The 22,426-nt window shown below is 66.7% G+C and carries 14 protein-coding genes and 1 pseudogene; 3 read left to right on the top strand and 12 right to left on the bottom strand.

Annotated features, from left to right (window positions below; translation table 11 throughout):
- Window positions 1–200 precede the first annotated feature (200 nt).
- Genes CG719_RS19580 through CG719_RS19570 form a run of 3 tightly spaced genes read right to left on the bottom strand, consistent with a single transcriptional unit; the run spans window position 201 to window position 2,040 of the window.
- Entirely contained in the window at window positions 201–398 is a 198-nt protein-coding gene (locus CG719_RS19580) for a hypothetical protein (RefSeq protein WP_100569944.1), read from the bottom strand.
- Window positions 395–1,696: an FtsK/SpoIIIE domain-containing protein gene (locus CG719_RS19575; RefSeq protein WP_100569943.1), complete on the bottom strand. Its 1,302-nt coding sequence runs from the start codon at window positions 1,694–1,696 to the stop codon at window positions 395–397. The genes CG719_RS19580 and CG719_RS19575 overlap by 4 nt, the downstream gene beginning before the upstream one ends.
- Entirely contained in the window at window positions 1,696–2,040 is a 345-nt protein-coding gene (locus tag CG719_RS19570; protein WP_100569942.1) for an SCO3933 family regulatory protein, read from the bottom strand. Before CG719_RS19570 ends, CG719_RS19575 begins: the two co-directional genes overlap by 1 nt.
- 164 nt (window positions 2,041–2,204) lie before the next feature.
- Here CG719_RS19570 and CG719_RS19565 point away from each other — a divergent pair, with 164 nt between their 5' ends.
- A complete protein-coding gene (locus tag CG719_RS19565; protein WP_100569941.1) occupies window positions 2,205–2,984 on the top strand; it encodes a GntR family transcriptional regulator in 780 nt (259 codons plus the stop codon).
- Window positions 2,985–3,394: 410 nt separating this feature from the next.
- On the opposite strand, the gene CG719_RS19560 is transcribed toward CG719_RS19565, so the two are convergent.
- Both CG719_RS19560 and CG719_RS19555 read right to left on the bottom strand, forming a co-directional pair.
- Window positions 3,395–3,703, bottom strand: coding sequence for a hypothetical protein (locus CG719_RS19560; RefSeq protein WP_442802735.1), 309 nt, complete (start codon window positions 3,701–3,703; stop codon window positions 3,395–3,397).
- Between the two features lie 311 nt (window positions 3,704–4,014).
- Window positions 4,015–4,581 carry an ATP-binding protein gene (locus CG719_RS19555; protein WP_100569940.1) on the bottom strand — a complete coding sequence of 189 codons (567 nt, stop codon included), beginning with the start codon at window positions 4,579–4,581 and terminating at the stop codon, window positions 4,015–4,017.
- 209 nt (window positions 4,582–4,790) lie between these two features.
- Between CG719_RS19555 and CG719_RS19550 the strand changes: the two genes are divergently transcribed.
- Window positions 4,791–6,164 carry a sporulation protein gene (locus CG719_RS19550; protein WP_100569939.1) on the top strand — a complete coding sequence of 458 codons (1,374 nt, stop codon included), beginning with the start codon at window positions 4,791–4,793 and terminating at the stop codon, window positions 6,162–6,164.
- A gap of 3 nt (window positions 6,165–6,167) precedes the next feature.
- On the opposite strand, the gene CG719_RS19545 is transcribed toward CG719_RS19550, so the two are convergent.
- The 4 genes from CG719_RS19545 to CG719_RS19535 all read right to left on the bottom strand — a co-directional run bounded on the left by CG719_RS19545 (window position 6,168) and on the right by CG719_RS19535 (window position 15,282).
- Window positions 6,168–7,082, bottom strand: a complete 915-nt coding sequence (locus CG719_RS19545; protein ID WP_100569938.1) for a phosphotransferase enzyme family protein — start codon at window positions 7,080–7,082, stop codon at window positions 6,168–6,170.
- A 240-nt stretch (window positions 7,083–7,322) separates the two neighbouring features.
- Window positions 7,323–11,219 carry an NACHT domain-containing protein gene (locus CG719_RS35420; RefSeq protein WP_159024897.1) on the bottom strand — a complete coding sequence of 1,299 codons (3,897 nt, stop codon included), beginning with the start codon at window positions 11,217–11,219 and terminating at the stop codon, window positions 7,323–7,325.
- Window positions 11,220–12,037: 818 nt separating this feature from the next.
- Window positions 12,038–14,566: an ABC transporter permease gene (locus CG719_RS19540; protein WP_100569937.1), complete on the bottom strand. Its 2,529-nt coding sequence runs from the start codon at window positions 14,564–14,566 to the stop codon at window positions 12,038–12,040.
- Entirely contained in the window at window positions 14,563–15,282 is a 720-nt protein-coding gene (locus CG719_RS19535) for an ArsR/SmtB family transcription factor (protein WP_100569936.1), read from the bottom strand. The genes CG719_RS19540 and CG719_RS19535 overlap by 4 nt, the downstream gene beginning before the upstream one ends.
- Window positions 15,283–15,612: 330 nt before the next feature.
- Between CG719_RS19535 and CG719_RS19530 the strand changes: the two genes are divergently transcribed.
- On the top strand, window positions 15,613–15,948 hold the full coding sequence (locus tag CG719_RS19530; protein ID WP_100569935.1) for a hypothetical protein: 336 nt from the start codon (window positions 15,613–15,615) through the stop codon (window positions 15,946–15,948).
- 18 nt (window positions 15,949–15,966) lie between these two features.
- Here the strand turns inward: CG719_RS19530 and CG719_RS19525 are convergent.
- The 3 genes and pseudogenes from CG719_RS19525 to CG719_RS19510 form a co-directional block, all read right to left on the bottom strand.
- A pseudogene (locus CG719_RS19525) lies at window positions 15,967–18,014 on the bottom strand (restriction endonuclease).
- Window positions 18,015–18,212: 198 nt separating this feature from the next.
- Window positions 18,213–21,506 (bottom strand): S8 family peptidase, encoded by a 3,294-nt coding sequence (locus CG719_RS19520; protein ID WP_442802734.1) that lies wholly within the window; start codon window positions 21,504–21,506, stop codon window positions 18,213–18,215.
- A 177-nt stretch (window positions 21,507–21,683) separates the two neighbouring features.
- The gene (locus CG719_RS19510; protein WP_100569934.1) at window positions 21,684–22,367 is read right to left on the bottom strand and encodes an ABC transporter ATP-binding protein; all 684 of its coding nucleotides are present in this window, start codon (window positions 22,365–22,367) and stop codon (window positions 21,684–21,686) included.
- Window positions 22,368–22,426 lie beyond the last annotated feature (59 nt).

Here is a 22,426-nt window from a genome sequence, read left to right as displayed (position 1 = left end):
TGTGTGGTGGGTGGTGCGTTGTGGGTCATGGGGATCTCCTCTGTTGCGGGTCGGATGGGGTGCGAAGTCAGCGAATGGTTCCGGTGCCGCGGCAGACGCGGCAGCGCCGCTGTCGTCCGGTCCAGGTCTTGCGGGCTCCGTCGCCCTTGCACTGGGGGCACCTCACGCGGGGCATGGGCATGTGGTTGTGTCCTTTCTGCTCAGGGGTGGGAGAAGCCGTTGATCAGCCAGGTGATGAGGCCGTGGATGGTGTAGATCACGGGGGTCTGGCCGAGGTAGAGCCCGAAGAGGCCGACACAGACCGCTTCCCAGGCGCGGACGTCGCGGGAGCGGACGAGGAGGACGGTGATGATGCCGAAGATCACCGAGAACGTGAACGCCGTACCTTCGCCGATCACTTCTCTTCTCCTTCCAGCGCCGCAAGGGCGCGCGTCAGGCCGGGCAGCTCCGGCGTAAGGGCTGCGTGCTTCCGGGCCGTCGCCACGGCCTCTTGCGTGGGGGTGAGGTGGGAGCGGGCGCGGCTCCAGCCGCCGTCCGGACCGGTGCACACGGCCACGCCGCGTTCCTCAGCTGTGATCGACTGGGCGACAACCACGGCGTCCTTGTTCAGGTCGCCGAGGGTCATCTCTGCGGTGCCGGGGTCGTTGACGCGGTGACAGATGCGGCCGCCGAGCTGCGCCCGCAGGGCCGTGACGCCGGGGCCGAGGTCGGAGCCGACGCGTTGGCCGGCGACGACCAGGTGCATCCCCAGCGCGGCCCCGAGCTGGGCCAGCCGGAGCAGCAGCGTGGAGCACTGGTCGGCTTCCGCCTTGCTCTCGCGGGTGCCGTCCGACAGGTACAGTTCCGCGATCTCGTCCACCAGGACCACGACCGGGATCGGCCGCAGTTTCTCGGGTAGCTCCCAGATCGAGCGGACCCCAGCGGACCGGCAGGCGCTCATCCGGTCCTGCATGTCGACCACGAGCGCGGAGAGCACGGCGACCGCTTCCCTGCGGCAGGTCGCCAGCGCGCTGAGCCGTCCGGCGAACAGGCCAAGTTCCATGCCGCCCTTGCAGTCGATGCCGACCAGGGCCACCGGTTGCCCAGCGAGCTGGGTGATCAGACGGGCCAGCAGCGTGGACTTGCCCGAGCGGGTGGCCCCGGCGATGAGCCAGTGCGGCACGAGCCGCAGGTTCATCACCCACGCCCCGCCGGACTCCAGCACGCCTATCAGCGCGGAGAGGAGTTCGGCCGGAGCCGTGGCTAAGCCAGGCCGCTCCAATGGATCCGTGGCCGTCGCCGTCAGCAGGACGAGCCCGCGTTCCGGCGAGGTGACCCGCACGGCGTGCAACTTCCACGCGTGCACGAACGCGTCCGCCGCCTTCAGGTACGTCGCCGGGGTCTGGCCCGCGTGCAGCCGCACGATCACCGTCAGGCCCAGGCGGGTGGCGCGCGGGAAGGAGACCCGCGGAGCCACCGGCCGCAGCGGATCACCCTTCACCACCAGGTCCCCGAGCAGCCCGCGCGGCGGACGGCGGGACACGGCGAGGTCGTTGAGCATGGCGACCTTGCGCCAGGTGAACACCACCCGGCACGCGGCGGCCGGATAGCCCACCAGGTACCAGTGCCAGGCCGGACGGCGCCGGCGCACCAGGTCACCGACCACCAGCACCCAGGCCAGCACCGCCAGCACGAAGGCGAGCAGGATCGGCCCCATCAGGCGCCACCGCCCTTGACGTGCGCCGGGCCCGGCACGGGCGTGATGGCGTCGGCGCGGAAGCTGACGCCGTGCCGCTCGCCCATCGACCAGACGAACGCCGTCAACCCGGTGACCTTGACGATCTGCCCTTCCTCGATGCCCTTCGGTTCACCGGTCACAGCGATCTCGATGACGGAGATACGCCGCCGGTCCTGCCGCACCGTGACCGCGACGGTGTAGACGGGGTTGCCATCCCGGTCCTTCTTCACCTCCTGTGTCTCGGGGTTGCTGATCTTCGCTTCGGGCGCGATGGCGCACCGCAGTACGCCCAGCCGCGCCGTGTCCACGGGAATGGACTGCATTTTCTTTGGCCTCCCTGGCCAGTCGGGACGCCAGCGATGTACTGACGTCACTTGTCCTTACGAGTTACGACTATGGAGTCCTGTACGGCAGAGGTGCAACTACTTATGCTGACGAGTGATGTCGCGCGTGCGACGTGCCTACGACCTCACCCGGAGAAGCCGAGATGACCGAGATCCAGCGCCCCGGAGCCCTATACCAGCAGGTGGCCGCAGCGATCAGGGAAGCGATCCTCACGGGCGAGTTCGCCCCCGACTCCCTGCTTCCGTCCGAGGCCCAGCTCATGGCCCGCTATGGCGTCTCCCGCCCCACGGTCCGCAACGCGATCGCCGCCCTGCGCGCGGAAGGGCTGATCGATGTCCGGCACGGCAAGGGCAGCTTCGTACGCTCCGACGGCCAGCCGGCCCTCACCTTGGAGCGGCGCATCAGCCGCACCGCCGAGGGCAAGTTCGTCATGCCCAACGGTGACGTATGGCAGGAGGCCGAGGAGCCGAGCACCTACCGCACCCACACCACGAAGGACACCGGCCGACTGCTTAAACTCGATGAGGAAGAAGCGCTGTTCGGCTCCGACCGGCTGCTCACCGACCCCGGCACCGGGACCCGCGCCATGCACCGCACACTGATCCCCTTCGAGATCGCCGAGGCTGTCCCGCTGCTCGGCAAGGAGCCCTGCAAGCCTCCGGCAGCGATCTACTGGGTACTCACCCAGGCCGGACACAAGCTGTCGTGGACCGAGACGGTACGCGCCCGCATGCCGCTGCCCGACGAGCGCGCCACGCTCCAGCTCCCCGACGCGACCCCGATCCTGCACATGGCCCGCGTCACCCACGGCACCGACGACCGCCCCCTGATCCTCGAAGAACTGCGCATCGGCGCGGACCGTGCCGAACTCGCCTACCGGATCACCGCCGACAAACAGCCCGCCCGACGCCCCCGCGCCTGAGCAGCAACCGGCATCGGTCGAAACCGCCTTCACTTCCTCAAGGGCGCGCCTGCGGCGCGCCGGGCCGCCCGGCCGCCCCGGCCGGGCGTGCGGCGTGGACGCCGGTCCCGTCCGGTCGCCGGACGCCCCACGCCGCAGCCAGCCGGAGAAGTCGAGGCGTCGGCCGGCTGTCGCGGGCCGGGGCGTGGATGGCTGGGGGTCGCCGGCCTCCGAGACTTTACGCAGCTCCCATGGGGCGAGCCTCGAAGAACAGGGGGCCCATCGGGCACAACCGCGGGCAGGTCCACTACCTGCCCGATTCGCCGGGCCAGCGTAAGGCCCCCTGTTCACTCGCCCCATGGCAGCTACTGCCCAAAGTCTCTCCAGCCAGCGACGTGCGCCCCTACAGCACTCACCAGCGAAAGCACCCCTCATGCCGCACCGCCGTCACCGTCGGCGAGCTGCTCCAGGAGCCCGGCGAGCCGGTCCACCGCCTCCGGCCAGCCCGCCAGGCGTACGACCCCGCGCCCGTCCTCACCCGTCGAGGCGACCGCCCGCACGGCAGACAGCTCGAAGCCCGCACCGAGCAGCGCCCGGTTCAACCGGTCGGCAGCCTCCCGAGCCTCCCGCCAGCCCGTCACATAGTCGACTCCCGGCACCCACAGGCCGTGGTCGACGCCCATCACGTCATCGAGGCCATCGCTCAGCCAGCTCTCACCGGCGCCAGTCACCTTGCCCACCTCTGCCCTAATTTAGGTAACGGATCATCAACTCTGTTTGGTCCAGGGCAGACGAGCAGCACGACGGCCCCGGTACCATCAGGCACCGGGAACCGCCGTGTTCCCAGCCGGGCCACCCTTCGCTTTCCAGGGCTGATGGGGTGGCCCGGTCTCGGTATGTGGTTGTCAGGCGCGGCCCCTCAGCCGGGAGGGGAGCTCCCACGACCGGAGGGACCGCGCCCGTGACCGGAGCGGGTCGAGCTCCGATCGGTGTCCGGTCCGCCGCCGACTCCCGATCGCGAGGGAGCAAACCGCAGACGGCGAATCGGAGATCACCAGCGCGGTCTGTGCTCAGCCCCGTCGTCCAGGTCGAAGCGACACCAAACCGTCTTGCCGCCCCCGTCCCCCGGCGTCCACCACACAGCCGTGGCCAGTCGTTGAGCGATGAACAGCCCGCGCCCGCTGTCCGGCAACACTGCCTCGGACAGTTCCCCCACCAGTCCCGGCGAGAAGGTCTCGCCCGCCGGAAGCAGGGGAGGCGTCGAGTCTTCATCGGCAACGCCGATGAACAGCCACTTCGGCCACACCTTGAAGATCACATCGATGCGCCGGCAGCCACCCGGACGGGTCAGATCCCGATCCGGCACCGCGTGGTTCACCACGTTCCCGACCAGTTCCGAGACGACCAGCCGGGCATCGTCCACCACGTCACCGGCGCCCGCGCCCGCGCCCCGAAGGAACTCGGCCGTCTGATCACGCGCGACGCGTGCCGTGTTGCCGCACGCGGCGAAGAGCGTCAGCGTCAGGAAGTGCCCAGCGGAGGACGCATCCGGCGCCACGAACCAGTGGGCGTACGCGTCCAACTCTCTCGCCAAGTGCTTGGCATTCCCCGCATCCATCACATTCCCTTCCGAGCCTGAGACGGCCCTTACGGCACCACTTGCTGCACGCAAGCCAGTACACGGCGGAAGGCCTCTGACCGGGAGCGTTCACCAGGGGGTTCACGTGAACACCGGCAAACGCGAGGGGGTTCACCAATGAACCCCCCAGCGAGAGACTGCTGTGACACGATGAACACTCGCCGTCATTCTCGGGTTGGCAGGGGAGCATGAGCCGAGAGCCGAACGCGCAGTTGATCGCCGTCATGGACGAAGCCAAGGTCTCGAACAAGGGTCTGGCGAAGCGGATGCAGGACGCCGCCGCGCAGCGCGGCGTGAGCCTCGGAACGACACACGTCTCCGTGAAGCGATGGCGCGAGGGTTCAGGCATCCAGCCGCAGGCAGCAGTGATCATGGCGGATGTCCTCAGCGCCAAACTGGGCCGCTGCATCACCCCTGGCGATCTCGGCTTCTTCGACCTCGCACGGCCAGCGGCCCCTCAGCCGGTCGGATACCCCAGCACGGTGCCCGAGGCGCTCTCCGTGCTCGGAAGCCTTGCCGATGAGCGCGCCGAAGCCCCAACCGCCGATCAGCTGACCATCGCAGATGGAGATCTCAGCTCAGCGGTCCTGTCGTGGATGATCGCGCGCCCCGACGGCATCCAGGCCGACCGACCCGCACACCAACGAGTCGGCATGCGCGACGTCCGCGCCATCAGGGACGCCGCCAGCATGTTCATGCAACTCGACTTCAAGTACGGCGGAGGCCACGGGCACAAAGCCCTACGCCACTATTTCCGCCATGAGGTCTTGCCGCTGTTGGACGCCAGCTACAGCGAGAAGACGGGCACCGCGTTATTCAGCGCCGCCGCAGAGGTCTCGCAACTGCTCGCATGGACCGCGTACGACACCGGAAACCACCGGCTCGCCCATCGCTACCTGACCTCCACTCTGCGCCTGACCCAGGTCATCGACGACCGCATGTTCGGCGCCCGCATCCTCGGCAACCTCAGCCACCAAGCCAACTACCTCGGACGCCACACCCAAGCGATCCAACTGGCCCGCGCCGCAGTCGAGGGCGCCAAGAGCCGCGCCACCCCACGTGCCATGGCGAACTACTCGGCGATGGAGGCCCGCGCCCTGTCCAACGCAGGCGACGGCATCGCGGCAGGCCGAGCCATGAACGAGGCAGAACGTCACTTCGAACGCGCCGACACAACCGAAGACCCCACATGGCTGGCCTACTTCGACTCCGCGGAACTCATGGGCGAGCTCTGCCACTGTTTCCGCGACCTCAAGATGCGCCACGAAGCAGTCGAGCAGGCGCAGCGCGCCGTGGACAGCACGGATCCGAAATACGCTCGAACCGTCGGGTTCTGCCGCATGGTGCTTGCGCAGAGCCAGCTACTGAACGGCGAACTGGAGGCCGCCGTCACTACCGCGAGCCTCGCAGTCGACGGCGGCGACTCCCTTCAGTCCACCCGCTTCCAGCGCTACGTCACCGACTTCCATGCCGAGGTGAGCGCTCACGCGGCGAACCCGATCGTGGCCTCCTTCAACGACCAGGTGCGGGACGCACTTGCCCGTCTGGACGACGACGAGTAGCAGCTACCAGGGCCTCCAGTCGCGCGCAGCATCGTCGTTACGCAGGCCAGCGATCCGCCGGCGGTACTCGGCCGCTGTCCTCTCATCCTCCTGCACGTTCTGCATGAGCCATGTTGTCATGCCGAACTCTTGCAGCCCCCGTAGCGTCTCGTACCCAGGCCAGTCATACAGGTCCCGCCCGTACGCGGTCACGAAGCCGGCGTACTGTTCATCGGTCTGCCACCCAAGGCTGTGATGTTCAACGGCCGTGACCATGAGATCCCACTCGGAGTGATCGAAGCAGAAGGCTTCGAAGTCGATCAGGATGACCTGCCCCTGATCATCCACCATGAGGTTCTGCACATGCGCGTCACCGTGCACCGGCCCCTTGGGCGTCTCGAAGCGCAGTTCGGCGTACTTGTCCCGCAGTTCGCGCCAACGCTTCCGAAGGAACACCTTGTCGTCTTCCGGGATCACGGCCCGGTCAAGCCGGCGCTGTTGTTTGTCGAAGGGATCGAACGAGGGCAGCTCAAGCCCGTCCGGCACCGTCAAAGCGTGGAGAGCCCGAAGGGTGGCCCCCAGCTCCCCATACGTCGCCTTCCGGTCCCCCTCAACGATCAGATGCCAGAAGGTCACGGGGTGACCGTCGACCACGAGCGGCTGCTCAAGGTCCTCGACGATCCGAGCAGCCGGAAACCTCTCATCCGCCAACCACCGCGAGACAGCGACCTCTTTACGAGCCGTGGTCAACCACTCCCGCCCACGAGCCACACGCACGACTACAGGCACCGGGGCCAGCCGGAACAACGCGTTCTCCCCGAGCCGGATCAACTCCGCGCCCCTGTCATCGAGCCCCACAGCCCGGCACGCGGCACTCATCACCCGCTTGGCCCCTGCCGACGTGAACCCCTCTTCCGATCGAGCAGCGTCAACCGCCATGCCCGTACCAGCTCCCCTAGTCGCGCGCGATCAACCGGAGCACGCCTACGGGTGACCAACCCGACGTGCACTGGACACACGACCACGACGGTACCCAGGAGAAGGCCGTCTCAGCGAGAGTAGGAGCCCTCAGCTTGGGAAGCCGCGATCATTTGTGGCGCGTTCGGGTGCTGAGCTGGGCGAACGAAACTCCTATCAGCAAAGCACCTAGCCCTGTGTTGCGCAGATGTCGAAAACTGCCTAGCAGGGCCTCATTCTTTCGAATGAAATTCGGGTAGGCGCACTTGCTTGCAACTGCACAATGCGCTCATAGAAGACCACCTGGTCGTAAGGATCTAGATCCTCCCACAAAGCATCCAGCAATCCCAACAAGAACTCTTGACTCGGCGGGAAATGATTCAAAATAGCACGCCTAAGCACCTCGGCACATTCAATCTCTTTCAGAACAATTGCTTGCACCACATGCGAGAGGATGGAATTTGCCTCGTCAACAGACTGCGGCGGTCGGGAGTACAAAACGGAAATGGCCGTGATGCGTTCGTGCCTTGCACTTGAAGGTCCGTGAATCTGCACCTTCTCCCATTCGTGATTAATTCTGCGCTTCTCATCAGGTGACAGGTCCCGAGTGGGGTCCGAGAGAACCAACACTCCCAGCCCGATCCAGGCATCGAAGTTTTGCATCCACTGATGCCTCAGCTGATCCGGAACATCTGGCGCCCAGATATTCCCCATCAAAAGAGATCGCCCAATGCGGTCCAGTACAGAGAGCCACTCATGGTTCAACGGCGCTACTTCGAGCCAATCAAAGTTGTGGAAGCGACCCTCCACACCTAGAGCCTCGTACAACTTTCCGATTTGCTGTGCAGTGAAAGGGAACTCCGAAGAGTTATCGTATGGACCATGTGCCACGGAGTTTGCAATGTAAAGGCAGACCTTTTCACGGGCGACGTTGTCGGGAATCCTCAAGGCGAGATCAGCCAACTCGCCCAAGTCGAAGCCCTGTGTCGATCCAACCCGGTGCACGGCAGTTCGGCGGATTGACGAGCCTCCATGAAGAGCGCAAGCTAGGGGGGCAAAGGGCTTGCGTTCTGTCCGCCAGCCGGCGAAAGTGTTTTGAAATAGAATATCAAGCCGTTCAGTTGACCAAGATTCCTCAAGGGTTTCCCAATCGTTCGGCCCCCCAAGCTCTCCCCTTGCAATCAGGTCAGCCGCTCTCTGCAGCTCGCCAACCTCTTGCGCAAATTGAAGAGCGTACCAAATGATCCACGGAAAGAACGATGCTACCCTTTCGGGGTATTTCTCCCTGTCGGGCAAAATGCTAGTTACAACCTCGGCCAGACTCTCGCAGCTGGGGTTCTGCCCGAAATTGTGAATTTTACTGAGCCAATGTTCAGCTGGAAACCCAGCCGACATTACGGTATCAAGCTCGACAGAGCGGAAGTTCACGGAGACAATATTCAACCGAAAGCCCGGAGCGAGATGCAGGCGCTGAACCGGCACTTGTCTATGTGCAAAGTAGCTGAGTAGGGGGGCCACCCAAGCTTGAGAAGGGAAGGGTCGAGCGTTCATGCTGGCATAGCGCCATTTTGATACGCCTCCGCGGAAAACGGAAGACGCGGTGATCTTCGGATCGGCAAGGCAATCGGAGGCCAGGTTCACGATGGTCGGGTTATCAACGTCGATTCCAGCTTCGTAGATTTCCTTTCTGTCATCCTGAGACGCGCTTCTGTAGAGTTCCTCAAGCTTGCCTTCGCACCAACGGTCGCCATTGCTGGAGCGTGCACCTAGGAAGTCGAGAACGGCACGTTCGGGAATGATTCCGGTCTCCAGCTCGGAAGAGAGGAAATCTCTAGCGATTTCCATGCTTTGCTCACTAATAGATGCGGCCAAGATCTTGATGTGGCTTGAGGGCGGCAGCTTTAGCAGCTTTAGGGCTTGCTCTACGAGAATTCTTTCATAGCGTGGTGCCCTCACCATTCCGTCATTGAGGATCTCGACTGCAAGGCGCGATCCAGTGAGCGCTCGACGTTGAAGGGATCCGAACGAGTCCGAGATGGTATTGAGTTCAGAGACTAGCTGTGTAACGGAGTCCCGCAAGGTTCGTCGATTAGCGAAAATACTGCCCAGGGCGAACAGAAGAACGTTACGCCAATGCGAACTGACAGACATCTCGCGGAGCCGGGCGGGAATTTTTTCCTCCCCGCAATTCATCAAAGCATCGGCTGCCCAAAATTCTTGCAGTGAGCGGATTTCGAAGCTAACCTGACCTTCTCTGGAGGGGACGAGGAAGACAAGTCGATCAGTGGCAGCCTTGCTAATCGAATCCGTCAGTTGCGCTAGTCTGTCGCCCCAGTGTCCCTCTTCAGCGAGCCGATCCTTAATGATCACATTCAGTTCGCTAGTCGTCAGCCTGGATTCGGTCTCCCCGGATCGCTCACTGCGAGTCTGCAGCATTAGCCCGACGTCTGCGTGAATGGCGCTGATATCGGCGGCATGGTCCCGAAGGAGATTGCTCGCTGATCCTTCTTTTTCAAGTTCACGCTCATAAATCACGCGGTAGTAGTCCGCAAAGAGCGTGTAACGATCTTTAGGTGCTTTCCCAACTCTGTCTAGCAACACCGCCATAATTGTCACCTGCAGTGGCGTCGCCATCAGGTGCGCCGTTGATGGCTCGGCTGCAGCCTGCTCCAGACGGGACATCAAGACTGGAACACGGTCTGCTGATGTACCGTACCGAGCATGCGCCAACTTAAGACCATAGCCCAGGGCATTTTCGGTTTGCAGGGGAATCAGACTGTAGTGCTTGAAATACTTCGGGGAGAACTCGTCGGTATAACCTTGCGGACGAGTCGTCGCAACTATGACGAGGTCTGCATTGCATTCATCAGCTTCAATCTGGAAATTATTGACGTGTTCAAGAACCTGAGTCCTGTTACTGGAACCAGGAACTTCGTCCAATCCATCGAGAATCAGCAGCCACGGGAAGACCGAGAGCCAATCCTTAACGTCTGCCGCACTGACCGTAAAGCTTCCTGTTTCACTGACTCTCTGGGCAATGTAATCGAGAATGTTCCTGCATTTTCCCTTTGCTAGCTGATCGGCGAGTCTGGTCAATGGAATTTGAATTGGCCAACGCCTTGCCTTGGGAGAAAGGTCTTCTTTATCAGCCTCCTCTGTGATTTGTGTAACCGTGGACCGGACTTCAGGGTTGCGCATAGACGTCGTGTCTTTGACCAGATTGGCCCGGTAGAGCTGACAGACGAACTGACTTACCGTGCTCTTTCCTTGCCCGGGGCCACCCACAAGTACCATGCGGTTTGGGCTGAAGCGACCCTGACCATCTTCTAAATTATCGAGTTCTTCAGTTGAGTGCTTGAGGTCGCACGCCGAAATCAGGGTCTTCAGGCATTTTGCCTCATACTCCTGGCCATTCTCATTGCGCATTCCGATCGGGAGGTCGACAAATACGCTGGCCAATGGAACGGTGCGATCATCTGCAGCGCCGGCTTGGTCAAGATTTGCATACCGGTCTTTGACCAGTTCACGGGCCAGGAACGATTGCATTGCTTTGGGAACATCGGTGCGATCGTTATTCAGCGTTTTGTAGATGGCGTTCAAAATATCGCCAGGTAGAATCCAGGCTGAATATGATGTGCGAATCCCGTCGTGAATTTCGAGGAAGCGATGGATGTTTTCTGAGTGCCACACTGCCCAACCGGTAATACCGAGCCGGCGACACTCCTCTCTCATTACTTTCGTAACTCTATCAACACCTCCTGTGCGTGGGACCGCCGAAAGCGTGACGTTTGTGGCGAACAGGATAAAGTCGGGAAGCTCGATCCGGTTTGACGAAGTGCGCCATTGCTTGAACTCTTTGCGGATTTCGGAGATTAGCCAAGTAGCTTCTTCCCGCGGGCTCGCAGGCGTCTCCTTGTACTTGGCCTGAAGGACGCCAAGCCCGTTCCATTCGCTGGAGGACGCTCCCGTAATGGGGGAGCTGCTCTCGAACGTGGCTTCTCGACCTCCATCGGGCCCAGGACCGAAGAGAGTTACGAACGGTCCGAGTTCTGCAGAGGTGATTGCCTGGGTCAAGTTTTCGAACTCTCTCGGACCCAGGTTGTAGAGGTCGAAGCGCATAGCGGGGAGTATGCCCTAGCCGGAAGATCAGGGAGGGCGAAAGAGCGAAATTTGCATCTTGCGGCCATTGCCCTTTATGTCCCATTTGATGGTTGGCGGAGCGACTTTGGGCTGAGCCGACCGTCTCAGTTACGTACCTCTTCTCTGGCTTCAGGCGGCTGATCGCGGTGCGGGCGCTGGCCGGGCTGGAGCGGGGCGGAGACAGAAGCGCAGTCCCGGCCGGGGGCCGGGTCGCGCGCGGTGAGCGAAGCGAGCCGTTTTGAACCCGTGAACAAAGCTGTTGCTCAGGGTTCGTCTGTGAGGTTTCGCAAGTTCCGTAGCATCAGGTTCAAGGGTTCACACACCACAAGACACCAACGAGCCCCTTCCTTAACCGGGAAGGGGCCCACCTGAGGGGCCATTCCAGGCTTCTGTGTGACTGAGGTATCCATCTCAAAGTGCCAGGCGGTCACGAAAGGTCTACGAAAGATGCTTGACGTGGGTCATCAAACCGCGTTCACAGACGCCATCCATGCTCCCGCCGGCCTGCCTGGGAAGGTTCGCCGACGCCCGGGTCGGCTCGCGGGGTGGACCAGTTGGCCGCCTGAAGAGGAGAGCGGACAGCTCCCCGAGCGGAACCGGAAGATCCCCTGCGTTGTGAGAGGGCGGACTCTGCGGGGTCAGTCGAACGCCACGAGCAGGTGGCGACCGCCGGGGGCGAGGGCATGCCACTCGCCGGGAGCAAGCGTGGCCACGGGAAGCGACCGCGCTCGCAGGGGAGTTCTCTGACACGCAAGCTGACCATGCGGGTGCGGTGTCCGCCCGTCAGCTTCCCGGCGCTACTCCTTGGCGGTGGCCACCGTCACCGCGCGCACCCGGAGTGCCGCGCGTCCTGGCAGGGCGGTGGCGACGAGGGCGAGGAGTCCGGCGACGGCCACGACGGCGACGTACAGCAGCGGAGCGACGGCCGGGGCAGCGCGGCCGGTCATGCCGACGCTGAACGCGGTCAGGACCGCGAGGGCGATGCCGCTGCCGAGCACGGTGGCGAGGAGCAGCACCGACAGCGCCTCGATGCGCAGCATGCGCAGCACCTGTCGGCGTGTGGCCCCCGCGAGTCGGAGCAGTGCGAACTCACGGACTCGTTCGGAGACCGACATGGTGAGCGTGTTGACGACGGCGATGGCGGTGAAGGCCAGGACCAGTCCCATGGCGAGGTAGTTGACCTCCGCGTTCGCCTGCTGCTGCTTTGCCTGGAGGTGGTCGGCGGTCTGTGGGGAGACGACACGGACGCCGGGGAAATCACGGAGCGCGGTCGACATCTGCGTCTGCGTACGGGGCGTGCTGACGAGGACAGAGGTGGCGAGGGGGTTGTCGACGTGGCGTGCGACCAGGTCGTGCGTGAAGGTGAGGTCTCCGAAGCCGAGCCCCTTGGTGTAGACGGCGGCAACGGTCAGCGTGGCGGGCGTGCCGTCGCCGAGCGTGAGCTTCAGGGTGCTGCCGGGCTTCAGGTGAAGCCGGCCGGCAGCCAGTTCGCTCACGGCCACGGTGCCGTCGGTGAGCCGGTCGAGCGAGCCTGCGGTGACGCCCGGGTCCCAGGTGCGGGTGAGCCCGACGGGGGTGACGCCTTGCGCCGCGTACTTGTCGAGGCCGACCCGGACCGTCGTACGCACCACTTCGGTGGCCACGTCGTGGTGCGCACGGAACTTCCGTGCAGTCTCGGCCGGGACGCCCGGTCCGGCCGAGACGACGACCCAGTCGGCGCGCACGCCCTCGCGGGCCTGGGCGCGGGCGGCGTTGCCGAGAGTGGGCTGGACGAACAGGACCGTGCAGGTCATGCCGACGAGGAGGGTGAGAGGGGTGACGACGGAGGCCATACGGGCGGCGTTGCCGCGCAGGTTGGCCGTGGCCAGCCGGCTGCACGGCCCGGTCAGTCGCAGCGGGCCGCCGAGGAGCAGTGTGGCCGCCTTCACCAGGAGCGGCCCCAGCAGGGCGACAGAGGTGGACAGGACGACAACTGCCAAGAAAGTAATGGGTGTCGACGCGGGCTCGGTGTGCAGAGAGGCGAGCAGGACGACGAGGACCGTGCCGCCGGCCAGCAGCAGGAGTCCGGCAAGGGCGCGTCCCCACGGAGGCCGCGCGGGCTCGGTGTGGGACTCGGCGAGCGCCTCGGCCGGACGGATCCGGGCGATCCGGCGGGAAGCGACCCGGGCGGAGGCCCAGGCTCCGGCCAGAGTCGCGGCGACGCCGGCAAACGCAGGGAAGACGCTGACGGTGTGCTGGAGTGTTGCCGGGACAGCTCCCACGTCGACGAACCTGCTGTGCAGCCAGCTGCCCAATGGCAGCCCGAGCAGGGCACCTGCGATGCCGGCGACCGCACCGACGATCAGCGCCTCACGGCCCAGAAGACTGCGGATCTGTCCTGAGCCGGCGGCGATGGCGCGGAGCAGGGCGAGTTCACGGTACCGCTGCTGCACGGTCAACGCGAAGGTGCCGACGACCACGAGCACCGCCACGAGCAGCGAGGTGCCGCCCATCGCACCACCGATGCTGACCAGCTTGGTGCGGGCCGCGGCGGCGTCCAGGAACTCCGCGGTCCCGCGGGCGTCCCCGCTGCTGACCTGCGCGTTGGTGCCGCGCAGCGCCTGCACCACGGCTTGGCGCAGCCGTCCGGTGTCCGTGCCCCGGTCGGGGAGCACGCCGAAGGCGGTGACCTTCCCGGGGTGCGCGGCCAGCCTGCGTGCTTCCGCTGCGGAGAAGAACAGCGACGTCTGGTGCCGTACGTCCTTAGGAGGCGTGGCGATTCCGGAAATGCGGTAGCTGCGCGGTGCCTGCGTCGACTGGACGGTGAGCCGGTCGCCGACCTTCAGGTGGGCCCGCCCGGCGAGCCAGGAGTCGACGACGAGGTCGGTCGCGGCCTTGGGCGCGTTGCCCGCGGTCAGCCTGTAGGGCGTAAGGGCGGCGGAGTCCCAGGCATGCCCGTAGGCAGTACGGCCGCCCGTCTCGCCCGGTGCCGACGGCTCCGCGAGGAAGGTAAGTTCGGGCACGACGCGGGCGACGCCTGTGGCGTGTGCGAGGGTGCCTTCCAGACTCTGTGAAAGCCAGGCTCGCTCGGCGATGGGCTTCGCCTTGTGCTTGATCTTGGTCTTGCCCTTCTTGTGTTTGACGGTGGTCTGGTGGACGCTCTGGTCGGCCGAGACCACGACGGGGGTGGCGGCGTAGCGCTCGGTGCGGATAGTCCCGCGCAGGCCCGTCTCCAAGAGGGTGCCGCAGGCGGTGATCAGGGCCGCCGCGCACATCAGAGCGAGGAAGGCACCGAGGAATCCGGCCTTGCGGGCACGGACCGACTTCAGGGCATAGCGCAGCATCATGAGGGCTCGGTCCTCTTCGTCGTGGTCGGATTCGTGGTGTGCGCGGCACGGGGGTCTCGGCCGCCGCGGCCGTCGACGGCGGGTGCGGGGAAGGCGAGCATTCGGGTGACCACGGTGCGTGCGCCGGACGGGGTGCCGGCCTCGGGACGCTTGTAGCGGTTGAGCAGGGCGATGTACTCCTCGAAGAAGGCGTGGAGTTCGGGCAGCGTCAGCCGTATGCTGCCGCGCGAGTACGGGAAGGCGTCCGCCCAGGGATCGTCGTCGGCCGTGTCCTGCTGAACCTGCTCGAAGAGTTGCAGGTCGGCCGCGTAGGCGTGGTGGTTGAGCTCGTCCATGACGAGCCGCATCTCAGGACTCTGCCGGCTGCGCGGCGGGAACCGCCGGTCACCCGGGATCGCCCGCCACCACCGCTCCCGGCCGGTGGCCCCGCCCGCCTCCTTCGTCCCCTGCGCCTTCGCCGTCTCCTCCACGAAGCCGTGCCGCGCGAGTTCCCGCAGGTGGTAGCTGGTGGAGCCGGTATTCAGCCCCAGCGCCCGAGCGAGCGTCGCGGAGGTCGCGGGGCCTTGCATTGTGAGGTGCTGCAGCATGCGCTGCCGACGCGGATGCGCGAGTGCCTTCAGGGTGGCGAGGTCGGAGAGTACGACCGGATCGGGCGGCAGCGCCGGGGCCTGCCCGGCGGGCGCATGTGGTCCGGGAGTGCCGGGTTCCTGTGCCATGCGTACACAGTCGTCTGTGTACAGGGGCCTGTGCACTGAGGTGGACCGGCGTCTTCGACAGGGGGTCAGCCCTACCCAGGCGGGCAGCGGACCCGGTCGCTGCCGGAACCGGCGAGTGCACACCATCCGCCGCAGCGAACCGTGGTACTGGGCAGGCATCAACCGTGGCCCCGTGCAGCCGGTGGTCCGGGGGATGCGGCGGTCGCCGTCACCGAGCGCTCGGTCCGGCACGGACCGCGGCGGCGTCCTCGCCATGCGGGCCCGTCGGGTCTGGCGGATAGTGAAGGGAGGACGACGTCCGCCGCAGCTCCCCGTACTTCAGGAGGCTCGATGCCTTCTTCACGGTCGACGGCCGCGCTCATCGGCATCGCGTTGCTCGGCATCGCGCTCACCGCGTGCCAGGACCAGGCGTCCGGTCAGGTCGTGGCGCGGAGCGGTGTCCGGCTCGTGGAGACCCTCTCCAACCCGCCGATCCACGGATGTCATCGGTTTCCCGAGGGCGTGACACACGTCGAGAACCAGACACAGAGCAATCTGGTGCTGTACACCGCACCGGACTGCACGGTGCCGGCGGGCGGGCAGAGCAACTACCTGGACATCGGACAGTCCGACCAGGTCGCCAGCGTGACAAGTCCGTGGCTCAGCTTCGCCTTCGCCCCCGAGTGACATCGCGGGGTCGCCCGTCTACTCCACCTCGATGCCGAAGTCCCGCACCAGCTCCTCCAGGCCGCCCGTGTAGCCCTTGCCTCCGAGGACGAAGTCCCAGTCGCCGTTCGGCCTGCGGCGGAAGGAGCCGAGTACCAGTGCGGTTTCGCGGGGCCGGCCGTCGGACACCTCCAGTCGTCCCAGCTCGGCCAGTTTCGGGTCGAGCAGGCGGATGCTCGCGTCCGTGAAGCCGGAGAGGTCGGCGTCCGGGTTGGCCTCCGGGTCGACGGCGGCCACGAGGACGAGCCGGTCGGCCTCGCCCGGCAACGCGTCGAAGGAGACGCAGATCGCGGCCTTGTCGGGGGCGTGGGCGGGCAGGGCGCGTACCGAGCCGTCCGGTGTCCGCGGGTTGTTGAAGAAGACGAAGTGGTCGTCGCTGAGGACGCGGCTGCCACGGCAGACCAGGGCGCACACGTCCAGGGCGACGCTCCCGGTCCACGACATGCCCAGGACGTTGTGGTCGTCGGGCAGCCGGGTGTCGGGAGCCGCCGGCGTCGGCTGCGCCGCGGAGGGACGGGCACCGTCGCCCAGGCGCCCGCGCAGCCCGTGGCGGTGGAGCAGGTCGACGAGTTCGGTGCCCGGGATCAGTTCCAGCGGCTTGCCGTTGGCGAAGGTGTGCGAGCCGGGGCCGAACTTCGACGTCGTCACGAGGACGCCCTTGTTGGCGCCCGCGTCCTGCACGGTCCCGTACAAGTCGCGCACGGCGGTGGGCGGCACCGTGTTGCGGTAGCGCTTGACCTGCACGACGATCTTGCCGCCGCGGATGGGTGCCGGATCCAGCGCGTCGACGTCCACTCCGCCGTCGTTGGAGCGTTGGGTGGTGACCGCCTGCATCCCCATGGCCCGGAAGAGTTCGGCGACGAGGTTCTCGAAGGCGATCGGATCCATCGCGTACAGGTCGGGATCCTCGTCGCCGCCGTGTGTGACGACACGGTTCCCGACCTCCTGCGGCCTGCGGCCCGGCCGCACCGCGGCGAGCTGGTCGGGGCGGGCCGAGAGCTGCCCGTGCAGTGCGTCGGCCAGGCAGCTGCAGGCGTCCACCTGCGCCAGGTGCAGGTCGCGGAACGTGGCGCGCGGGGCCATGACGGTCGCCAGGTGGATGTGGCCCGGCCGGCCCGTCGTGGGGTCGTGCCCGTCCACGAACCCGTTCAGGGTCACGGATTCGAGGGCGCCCAGCTCGTCCGCGGCGAAGAGTTCGTGCAGGACGAGCAGCGCGCACTGCGCCAGGACCTCCCGGTAGAGGGCCCTGCGCTGCGTCACCGGCCGGGGCGTCTCCTTGTCCTGGTCCGTCGTGGACACGTACCGAACGGACTTGACCTCGGGGACGACGTCGTAGGCGGGCATCTCCCAGTCCAGCACGAGCTGTCCGGCCGCCGAGTCGTAGGCCGCCGCCACCTGACGGGGAAAGCCCTCCGGCCACGCGGTCGACGCGTACAGAGCTGCGGAGAAGTACTCGACCACCGCGTCGGGATCGCGGCGGCGGACTCCCTCGGTCAGCTCCACGATGCCCGCGTTGTGCCGCCGCACGTCGGCCAGTTGGGCGTCGGCCCACCGCTGGTACTCCCGCTGGTACGACGCCAGCTGCTGCTGCCGCCGCGCCTCCGCCGCCTGCGCCGCGTGCCAGTCCCGCTCGAAGCGCGCACGGGCCTCGGCCTGCGCCTGCGCCCGGCGACCGGCGGTCCACCCGCCCTGCGCCTGGTAGTGCTCGGCGTTCGGCATGGGCACGGGCTGAGCCAGTGGGCCCGGGGCGAAGGGCTCGATTGCCTCGGGGCGCGTGAGGGAGGAGGCCCTGAAGGCCGGGGCCCGGCATCCCGAGGCGAGAAGGCCTTGCAGGGACGCTACCTGTGAGTCCGGCGCCGGGCCTCCGCCTGCCGGTAGTCGCGGTGGCTCTGTGCCGCTCGCCGCTGACGGGCACGTGCCTGTTGCTCCTCCTGTCGCCGCCGTCGGGCCTCGGCCTCCGTCTGGCGCTGCTGCTGCCTCTGCATCTCAGCCCAGACACCGACCAAGCCATTGGAACGACGACTCATGTGCTGCAGGCCCTCCCCGAGGCGCTCTGGTTGTCCCCACAACCAGGTGTAAAAGGACGACTTTATCCAGCGAGAGCCGTCCCGCACATCCGCCCGGCAGGAGCAGGCTGCTCACAAGCACGGGAACGGCCCGCCGGAAGCCGTGCTTCCAGCGGGCCGCTCATCCGTCAAGAGCCCTCACGGGCCCTCGACACCGTCTCACTTGCCGCGGTACGCACCGTAGATCGCGACCGTGGACACGTTGCCCTTCTTGTCGGTGATCTTGGCCTTGTACGAGACGGCCTTGCCCTTCGCCGGGTTCTTGACCGTGATCTTGCCCTTCTTGACGGTGACCTTCTTCCAGGTCTTGCCGTCGTTGTAGGACACCCAGACGCTCAGCGACTTGAGGTTCTTGCCCGCGGCGGCACCCTCGACGGTGACCGGGAAGGTGGCCGTCCTGCCCGCCGGGACACGGTTGTCCAGGCCGGTGGTGGCCTTGAAACGGAGCGTGGAGGCCGGCAGCCGGACCTCGGACGAGCCGGACGGCTTCTTGGAGCGGAACGTCCAGCTCGCGTCGACGCGGGTGGAGGCGCCCGCGACCTTCGCGCTGCGCTTGACCGAGGTGGTCAGCCGGTACTGGGCGTCACCGGCCGTGACGTCGAAGAACTCGTCACCGAGCAGCGGGTCGTGGTTGGACGCGACCTTCTTGCCGTTGCGGTACAGGGTCGTCTGCGCCGAGGTGAACTTCGAGAAGCCCCAGTGTGCCTGGGAGTCGGCGAACAGCGGCAGGGAGCCGTAGAGCTCGTTCCTGTAGCGGAAGACGCCGTAGTCCTGGTTCAGGTGGGGACCGAACACCGCCCTGTTGAAGGTGTTGGTGTAGGTCTTGCCGCCCTTGTAGGCCTTCACGTCGTCGGGCGCGTACAGCGCCTCCCTGATCGGCAGGTTCCGCTCGTCGTGGCCCCCGAACTGCTCCACGAAGTGGGACCAGTAGATGCCGTTGCCCGTCGACAGGTACAGCGTCCGGGTGCCCGGCAGCTTCTGCTCGATGCTGTCCGCCATGATGGCGTAGTCGCCGACGAGGGCCCAGGGCGTGATCGCGCCGGTCTTGCCGGAGGCACCCGCGCCGACGGAGTTCTTCACCGTGGCGAGCTCACGCGCCGCGTAGTGGCGCACCTTGCCGCCCTGGAACCGCTTGACCTTCGCGGTGGTCGCCACGTCGTACTCGGCCGACGAGCCCTTGGTCCACTGGCCGCTCCAGACCTGGCTGAGCCCGCCGACGTCGCCGCCGATGGAACCGGTGCGCAGCTGGGACCACGAGCCGAGGGTCATGGAGATGCCGTACATCGCCGGGTCGTAGGAGTAGCCGATCGTCGCGCCGTGCTGCCGTGCGGCCTTGTCCGGCACGGTGATGTCGGCCGGCTTGGCGTTCCGGGCGTCGACCGTGACCGTTACGTTCCCGGTGACGGTCAGCTTCGGCTGGACCAGCCAGTCCAGGCCGCCCTTGAAGGAGGTGAAGTCCTTGGCGATCCAGGCGTCCAGCGTGTAGGTGCCCTTGGGCACGCGCACGGTCGTCGTGCCGGAGCCGTCCGGCACCTGGTAGGTGCGGTAGGCGCCGCGGCCGGTGTAGCCCCACAGGATCGTGTCATGGGCGGCGGTGGGCTTGCCGTCCCGGCCGATGTGCTTGACGGTGACGTCGTACGACTCGACCTCGCGCTGCACGGCCGCGGCCGTACGGACGCTCTGCCCTCCACCGGTCGCCGTCACGTACGCCGAGTACCCGCCGTCCAGGGTGCCGCCCAGCCGGGTGTTCACGGTCAGGTCGACGGAGGCCTTGTCACCGGCCGGGACCGTCACCTCCGTCGCGCCGAGCGTGAAGAAGCCGTCCGGGACCGGCCGGCCCTTGGGGTCGGCGGCCGTCATGGCCAGGCTGAGCGTGACGTCCTCGGTGCCGAGGTTGCGGTAGGTCAGCTGCTTGGTGACCGGCTCGTCGTCCGTGTGCGGCCAGGACTGGATGCCGAAGCTCACCGAGACCGGGTCGGCGATCACGGTCTGCTTGACCGCCTTGTCGACGGCGATACGGCCGGCGCCCTGCTCGAAGGGGGTGTACGCGCCGCCCTTGGCGGAGCCGGTCAGCGCGCCCTTCAGCTCGGCGTAACCCCAGTCCGGGTGCTGCTGCTTGAGGAGCGCGGCGGCACCGGCGACGTGCGGGGTCGCCATCGAGGTGCCGTCGATGGTCAGGTAGCCGGCCGGGCTCTCGCCGACCTCCTTGCCGATCAGGCTGCCCTTGGCCGCGGCGGCGGTGATGGCCACGCCCGGCGCGGTGACGTCGGGCTTGATGGCGCCGTCGCCCACCCGCGGGCCGGTGGAGGAGAAGTCCGCGAGACGGTCCTTCTTGTCGACCGCGCCGACGGTGATGGCGGAGTCGGCGCTGCCGGGCGAACCGACCGACTCGGGGCCCTCGTTGCCCGCGGCGATCGCGAAGAGGATGCCCTTCTCGGCGGAGAGCTTGTCGACCTCCGCCTCCAGCGGGTCGACACCCGGGGTGTCCTCGCCGCCGAGGCTGAGGTTGACGATGTCGGCGCCCTGCTGGGCCGCCCACTCCATGCCGGCCAGGATGCCGGAGTCGTCGCCGTAGCCCTCGTCGTCGAGGACCTTGCCGTTGAGGATCTTGGCGCCGGGCGCCACACCCTTGTACTTGCCGCCCGACTTGGCGCCGGTGCCCGCCGCGATGGAGGCGACATGGGTGCCGTGGCCGACCCGGTCGGCCGTGCTGTTGCTGGTGGTGAAGTTCTTGGCCGCCACCACCTGGGACTTCAGATCCGCGTGGGTGGCGTCGACACCGGTGTCCAGAACGGCGATCTTCACGCCCTCGCCGGTGTAGCCGGACTGCCACGCCGTCGGCGCGCCGATCTGCGGCACGGACTTGTCGAGGGTGACCTTGCGGACGCCGTCGAGCCAGATGTGCGCGATGCCCGCGCTGGTCCGGTCGCCGTCGGTGAGCGCCTCCCACAGCTCGGGCGTGTCCTTGACTGGGGTCTGCACCGCGTCGGCGTTCAGCGCCTTCAGGGCCCGGCGCAGGGTGCCGGCCTCGCGGACGTCGGCCCGGGCGGCGGTGGCCGCGCCCTGGTAGCCGACGATGACCTTCAGTCCGTCCTTGAACGACTTGCGGGTGGCGGACTTGTTCAACTCGGTTATGTCGAAGAGGCGTTGGTCCAGCTTGCCGGAGGCGATCAGGCGGGACGCGTCGGCCGGCACGACGAGGGTGCGTCCGCCCATACGGCGGACCTGCACGGGTATCTGCTCGCGGCCCTCGGCCCGGTGCAGGCCGATCACGCGGCCCTTGGCGTCCACGGTGACCCGGTCGCCGGTGATGAGAGTGATGGTGCGGTGGGCCGCGGACCCGGCGGCGTTGGCGGCGCGGTGCTCGGGCCTCGCCGACGCGGGGCTGGTCATACCCGCGGCGAGGGCGACGGCTGCCGCCGCGGCGACCGCGGCCGCGCCCGCTCTTTTCACTTGTCTGCGCAAAACTCCCCCTGGAAACGGAGTGTCGAGCGGATTCCCTGTCCACTCGACCGGGGGAAGGCTCGCACAAGTGCGCTACACCCCCACCCCCCGGAAGAGGAAGTATGCCGGGGGGTGATCACGCGCTCAATGGCGGGGTGCGGTCGGTTCCTCTCGTTTCCCTCCTGTTCAGGCCCCCGCGTTCTCCTTGACGGTGATGCGCCCCTTGCGGATGGTCGCCACCCGGGGGGCCTTCCTCGCGATGGCGGAGTCGTGGGTGACCATGACGAACGTCAACCCGTGCTCCTTCCACATGCGTTCGAGTACGTCCATGATCTCGTCGCGCATGGACTCGTCGAGGTTTCCGGTGGGCTCGTCGGCGAGCAGCACCTTCGGCTGCTTGACCAGGGCGCGGGCGATGGCGACGCGCTGCTGCTGGCCGCCGGACATCTCGGACGGCAGGTGTCCGAGCCGCTCGCCGAGCCCGACCGACTCCAGTGCCTCGGCGGCCCGTTCGCGCCGTGCGGCGGCCTTGATGCCGAGCGGGACGAGGGCGGTCTCGACGTTCTCCTGCGCGGTCAGCGTCGGGATCAGGTTGAAGGACTGGAAGACGAAGCCGATGCTCTCGCTGCGCACCCGGGTCAGCCGGGCCTCGGGCAGCTTCGCCAGGTCGGTGCCGTCGAGGACGACCTGGCCGGAGGTGGGCCGGTCCAGGCCGCCCAGCATCTGCAGCAGCGTCGACTTGCCGCCGCCGGTGGGGCCCTGGATGACCAGCCGGTCACCGTCGCCGATGGTCAGGTCGACCTCGTCGAGGGCACGGACGACCTCCTTGCCCCGGGTGTAGTGCTTGGTGACGCCGGTGAGTTCGTACATGAGGGAAGCAGCTCCTGGGATGCGGGGAGAAGGGGGCCGGTGGCCCGCCGGTTCGCGGA

This window comes from Streptomyces sp. CB01373, from assembly GCF_002803075.1.
Lineage (GTDB): Bacteria > Actinomycetota > Actinomycetes > Streptomycetales > Streptomycetaceae > Streptomyces.
The sequence above is the reverse complement of the archived record's forward strand: the minus strand, read 5'-3'. Positions and strand labels throughout refer to the sequence as shown.

Coding starts and splice junctions, on each gene's coding strand:
- CG719_RS19565 (WP_100569941.1), top strand. CDS start 2,205: ATGACCGAGATCCAGCGCCCCGGAGCCCTATACCAGCAGGTGGCCGCA.
- CG719_RS19550 (WP_100569939.1), top strand. CDS start 4,791: ATGAGCCGAGAGCCGAACGCGCAGTTGATCGCCGTCATGGACGAAGCC.
- CG719_RS35420 (WP_159024897.1), bottom strand. CDS start 11,219: ATGCGCTTCGACCTCTACAACCTGGGTCCGAGAGAGTTCGAAAACTTG.
- CG719_RS19540 (WP_100569937.1), bottom strand. CDS start 14,566: ATGATGCTGCGCTATGCCCTGAAGTCGGTCCGTGCCCGCAAGGCCGGA.
- CG719_RS19510 (WP_100569934.1), bottom strand. CDS start 22,367: ATGTACGAACTCACCGGCGTCACCAAGCACTACACCCGGGGCAAGGAG.
- CG719_RS19570 (WP_100569942.1), bottom strand. CDS start 2,040: ATGCAGTCCATTCCCGTGGACACGGCGCGGCTGGGCGTACTGCGGTGC.
- CG719_RS19535 (WP_100569936.1), bottom strand. CDS start 15,282: ATGGCACAGGAACCCGGCACTCCCGGACCACATGCGCCCGCCGGGCAG.
- CG719_RS19545 (WP_100569938.1), bottom strand. CDS start 7,082: ATGGCGGTTGACGCTGCTCGATCGGAAGAGGGGTTCACGTCGGCAGGG.
- CG719_RS19575 (WP_100569943.1), bottom strand. CDS start 1,696: ATGGGGCCGATCCTGCTCGCCTTCGTGCTGGCGGTGCTGGCCTGGGTG.
- CG719_RS19530 (WP_100569935.1), top strand. CDS start 15,613: ATGCCTTCTTCACGGTCGACGGCCGCGCTCATCGGCATCGCGTTGCTC.
- CG719_RS19555 (WP_100569940.1), bottom strand. CDS start 4,581: ATGGATGCGGGGAATGCCAAGCACTTGGCGAGAGAGTTGGACGCGTAC.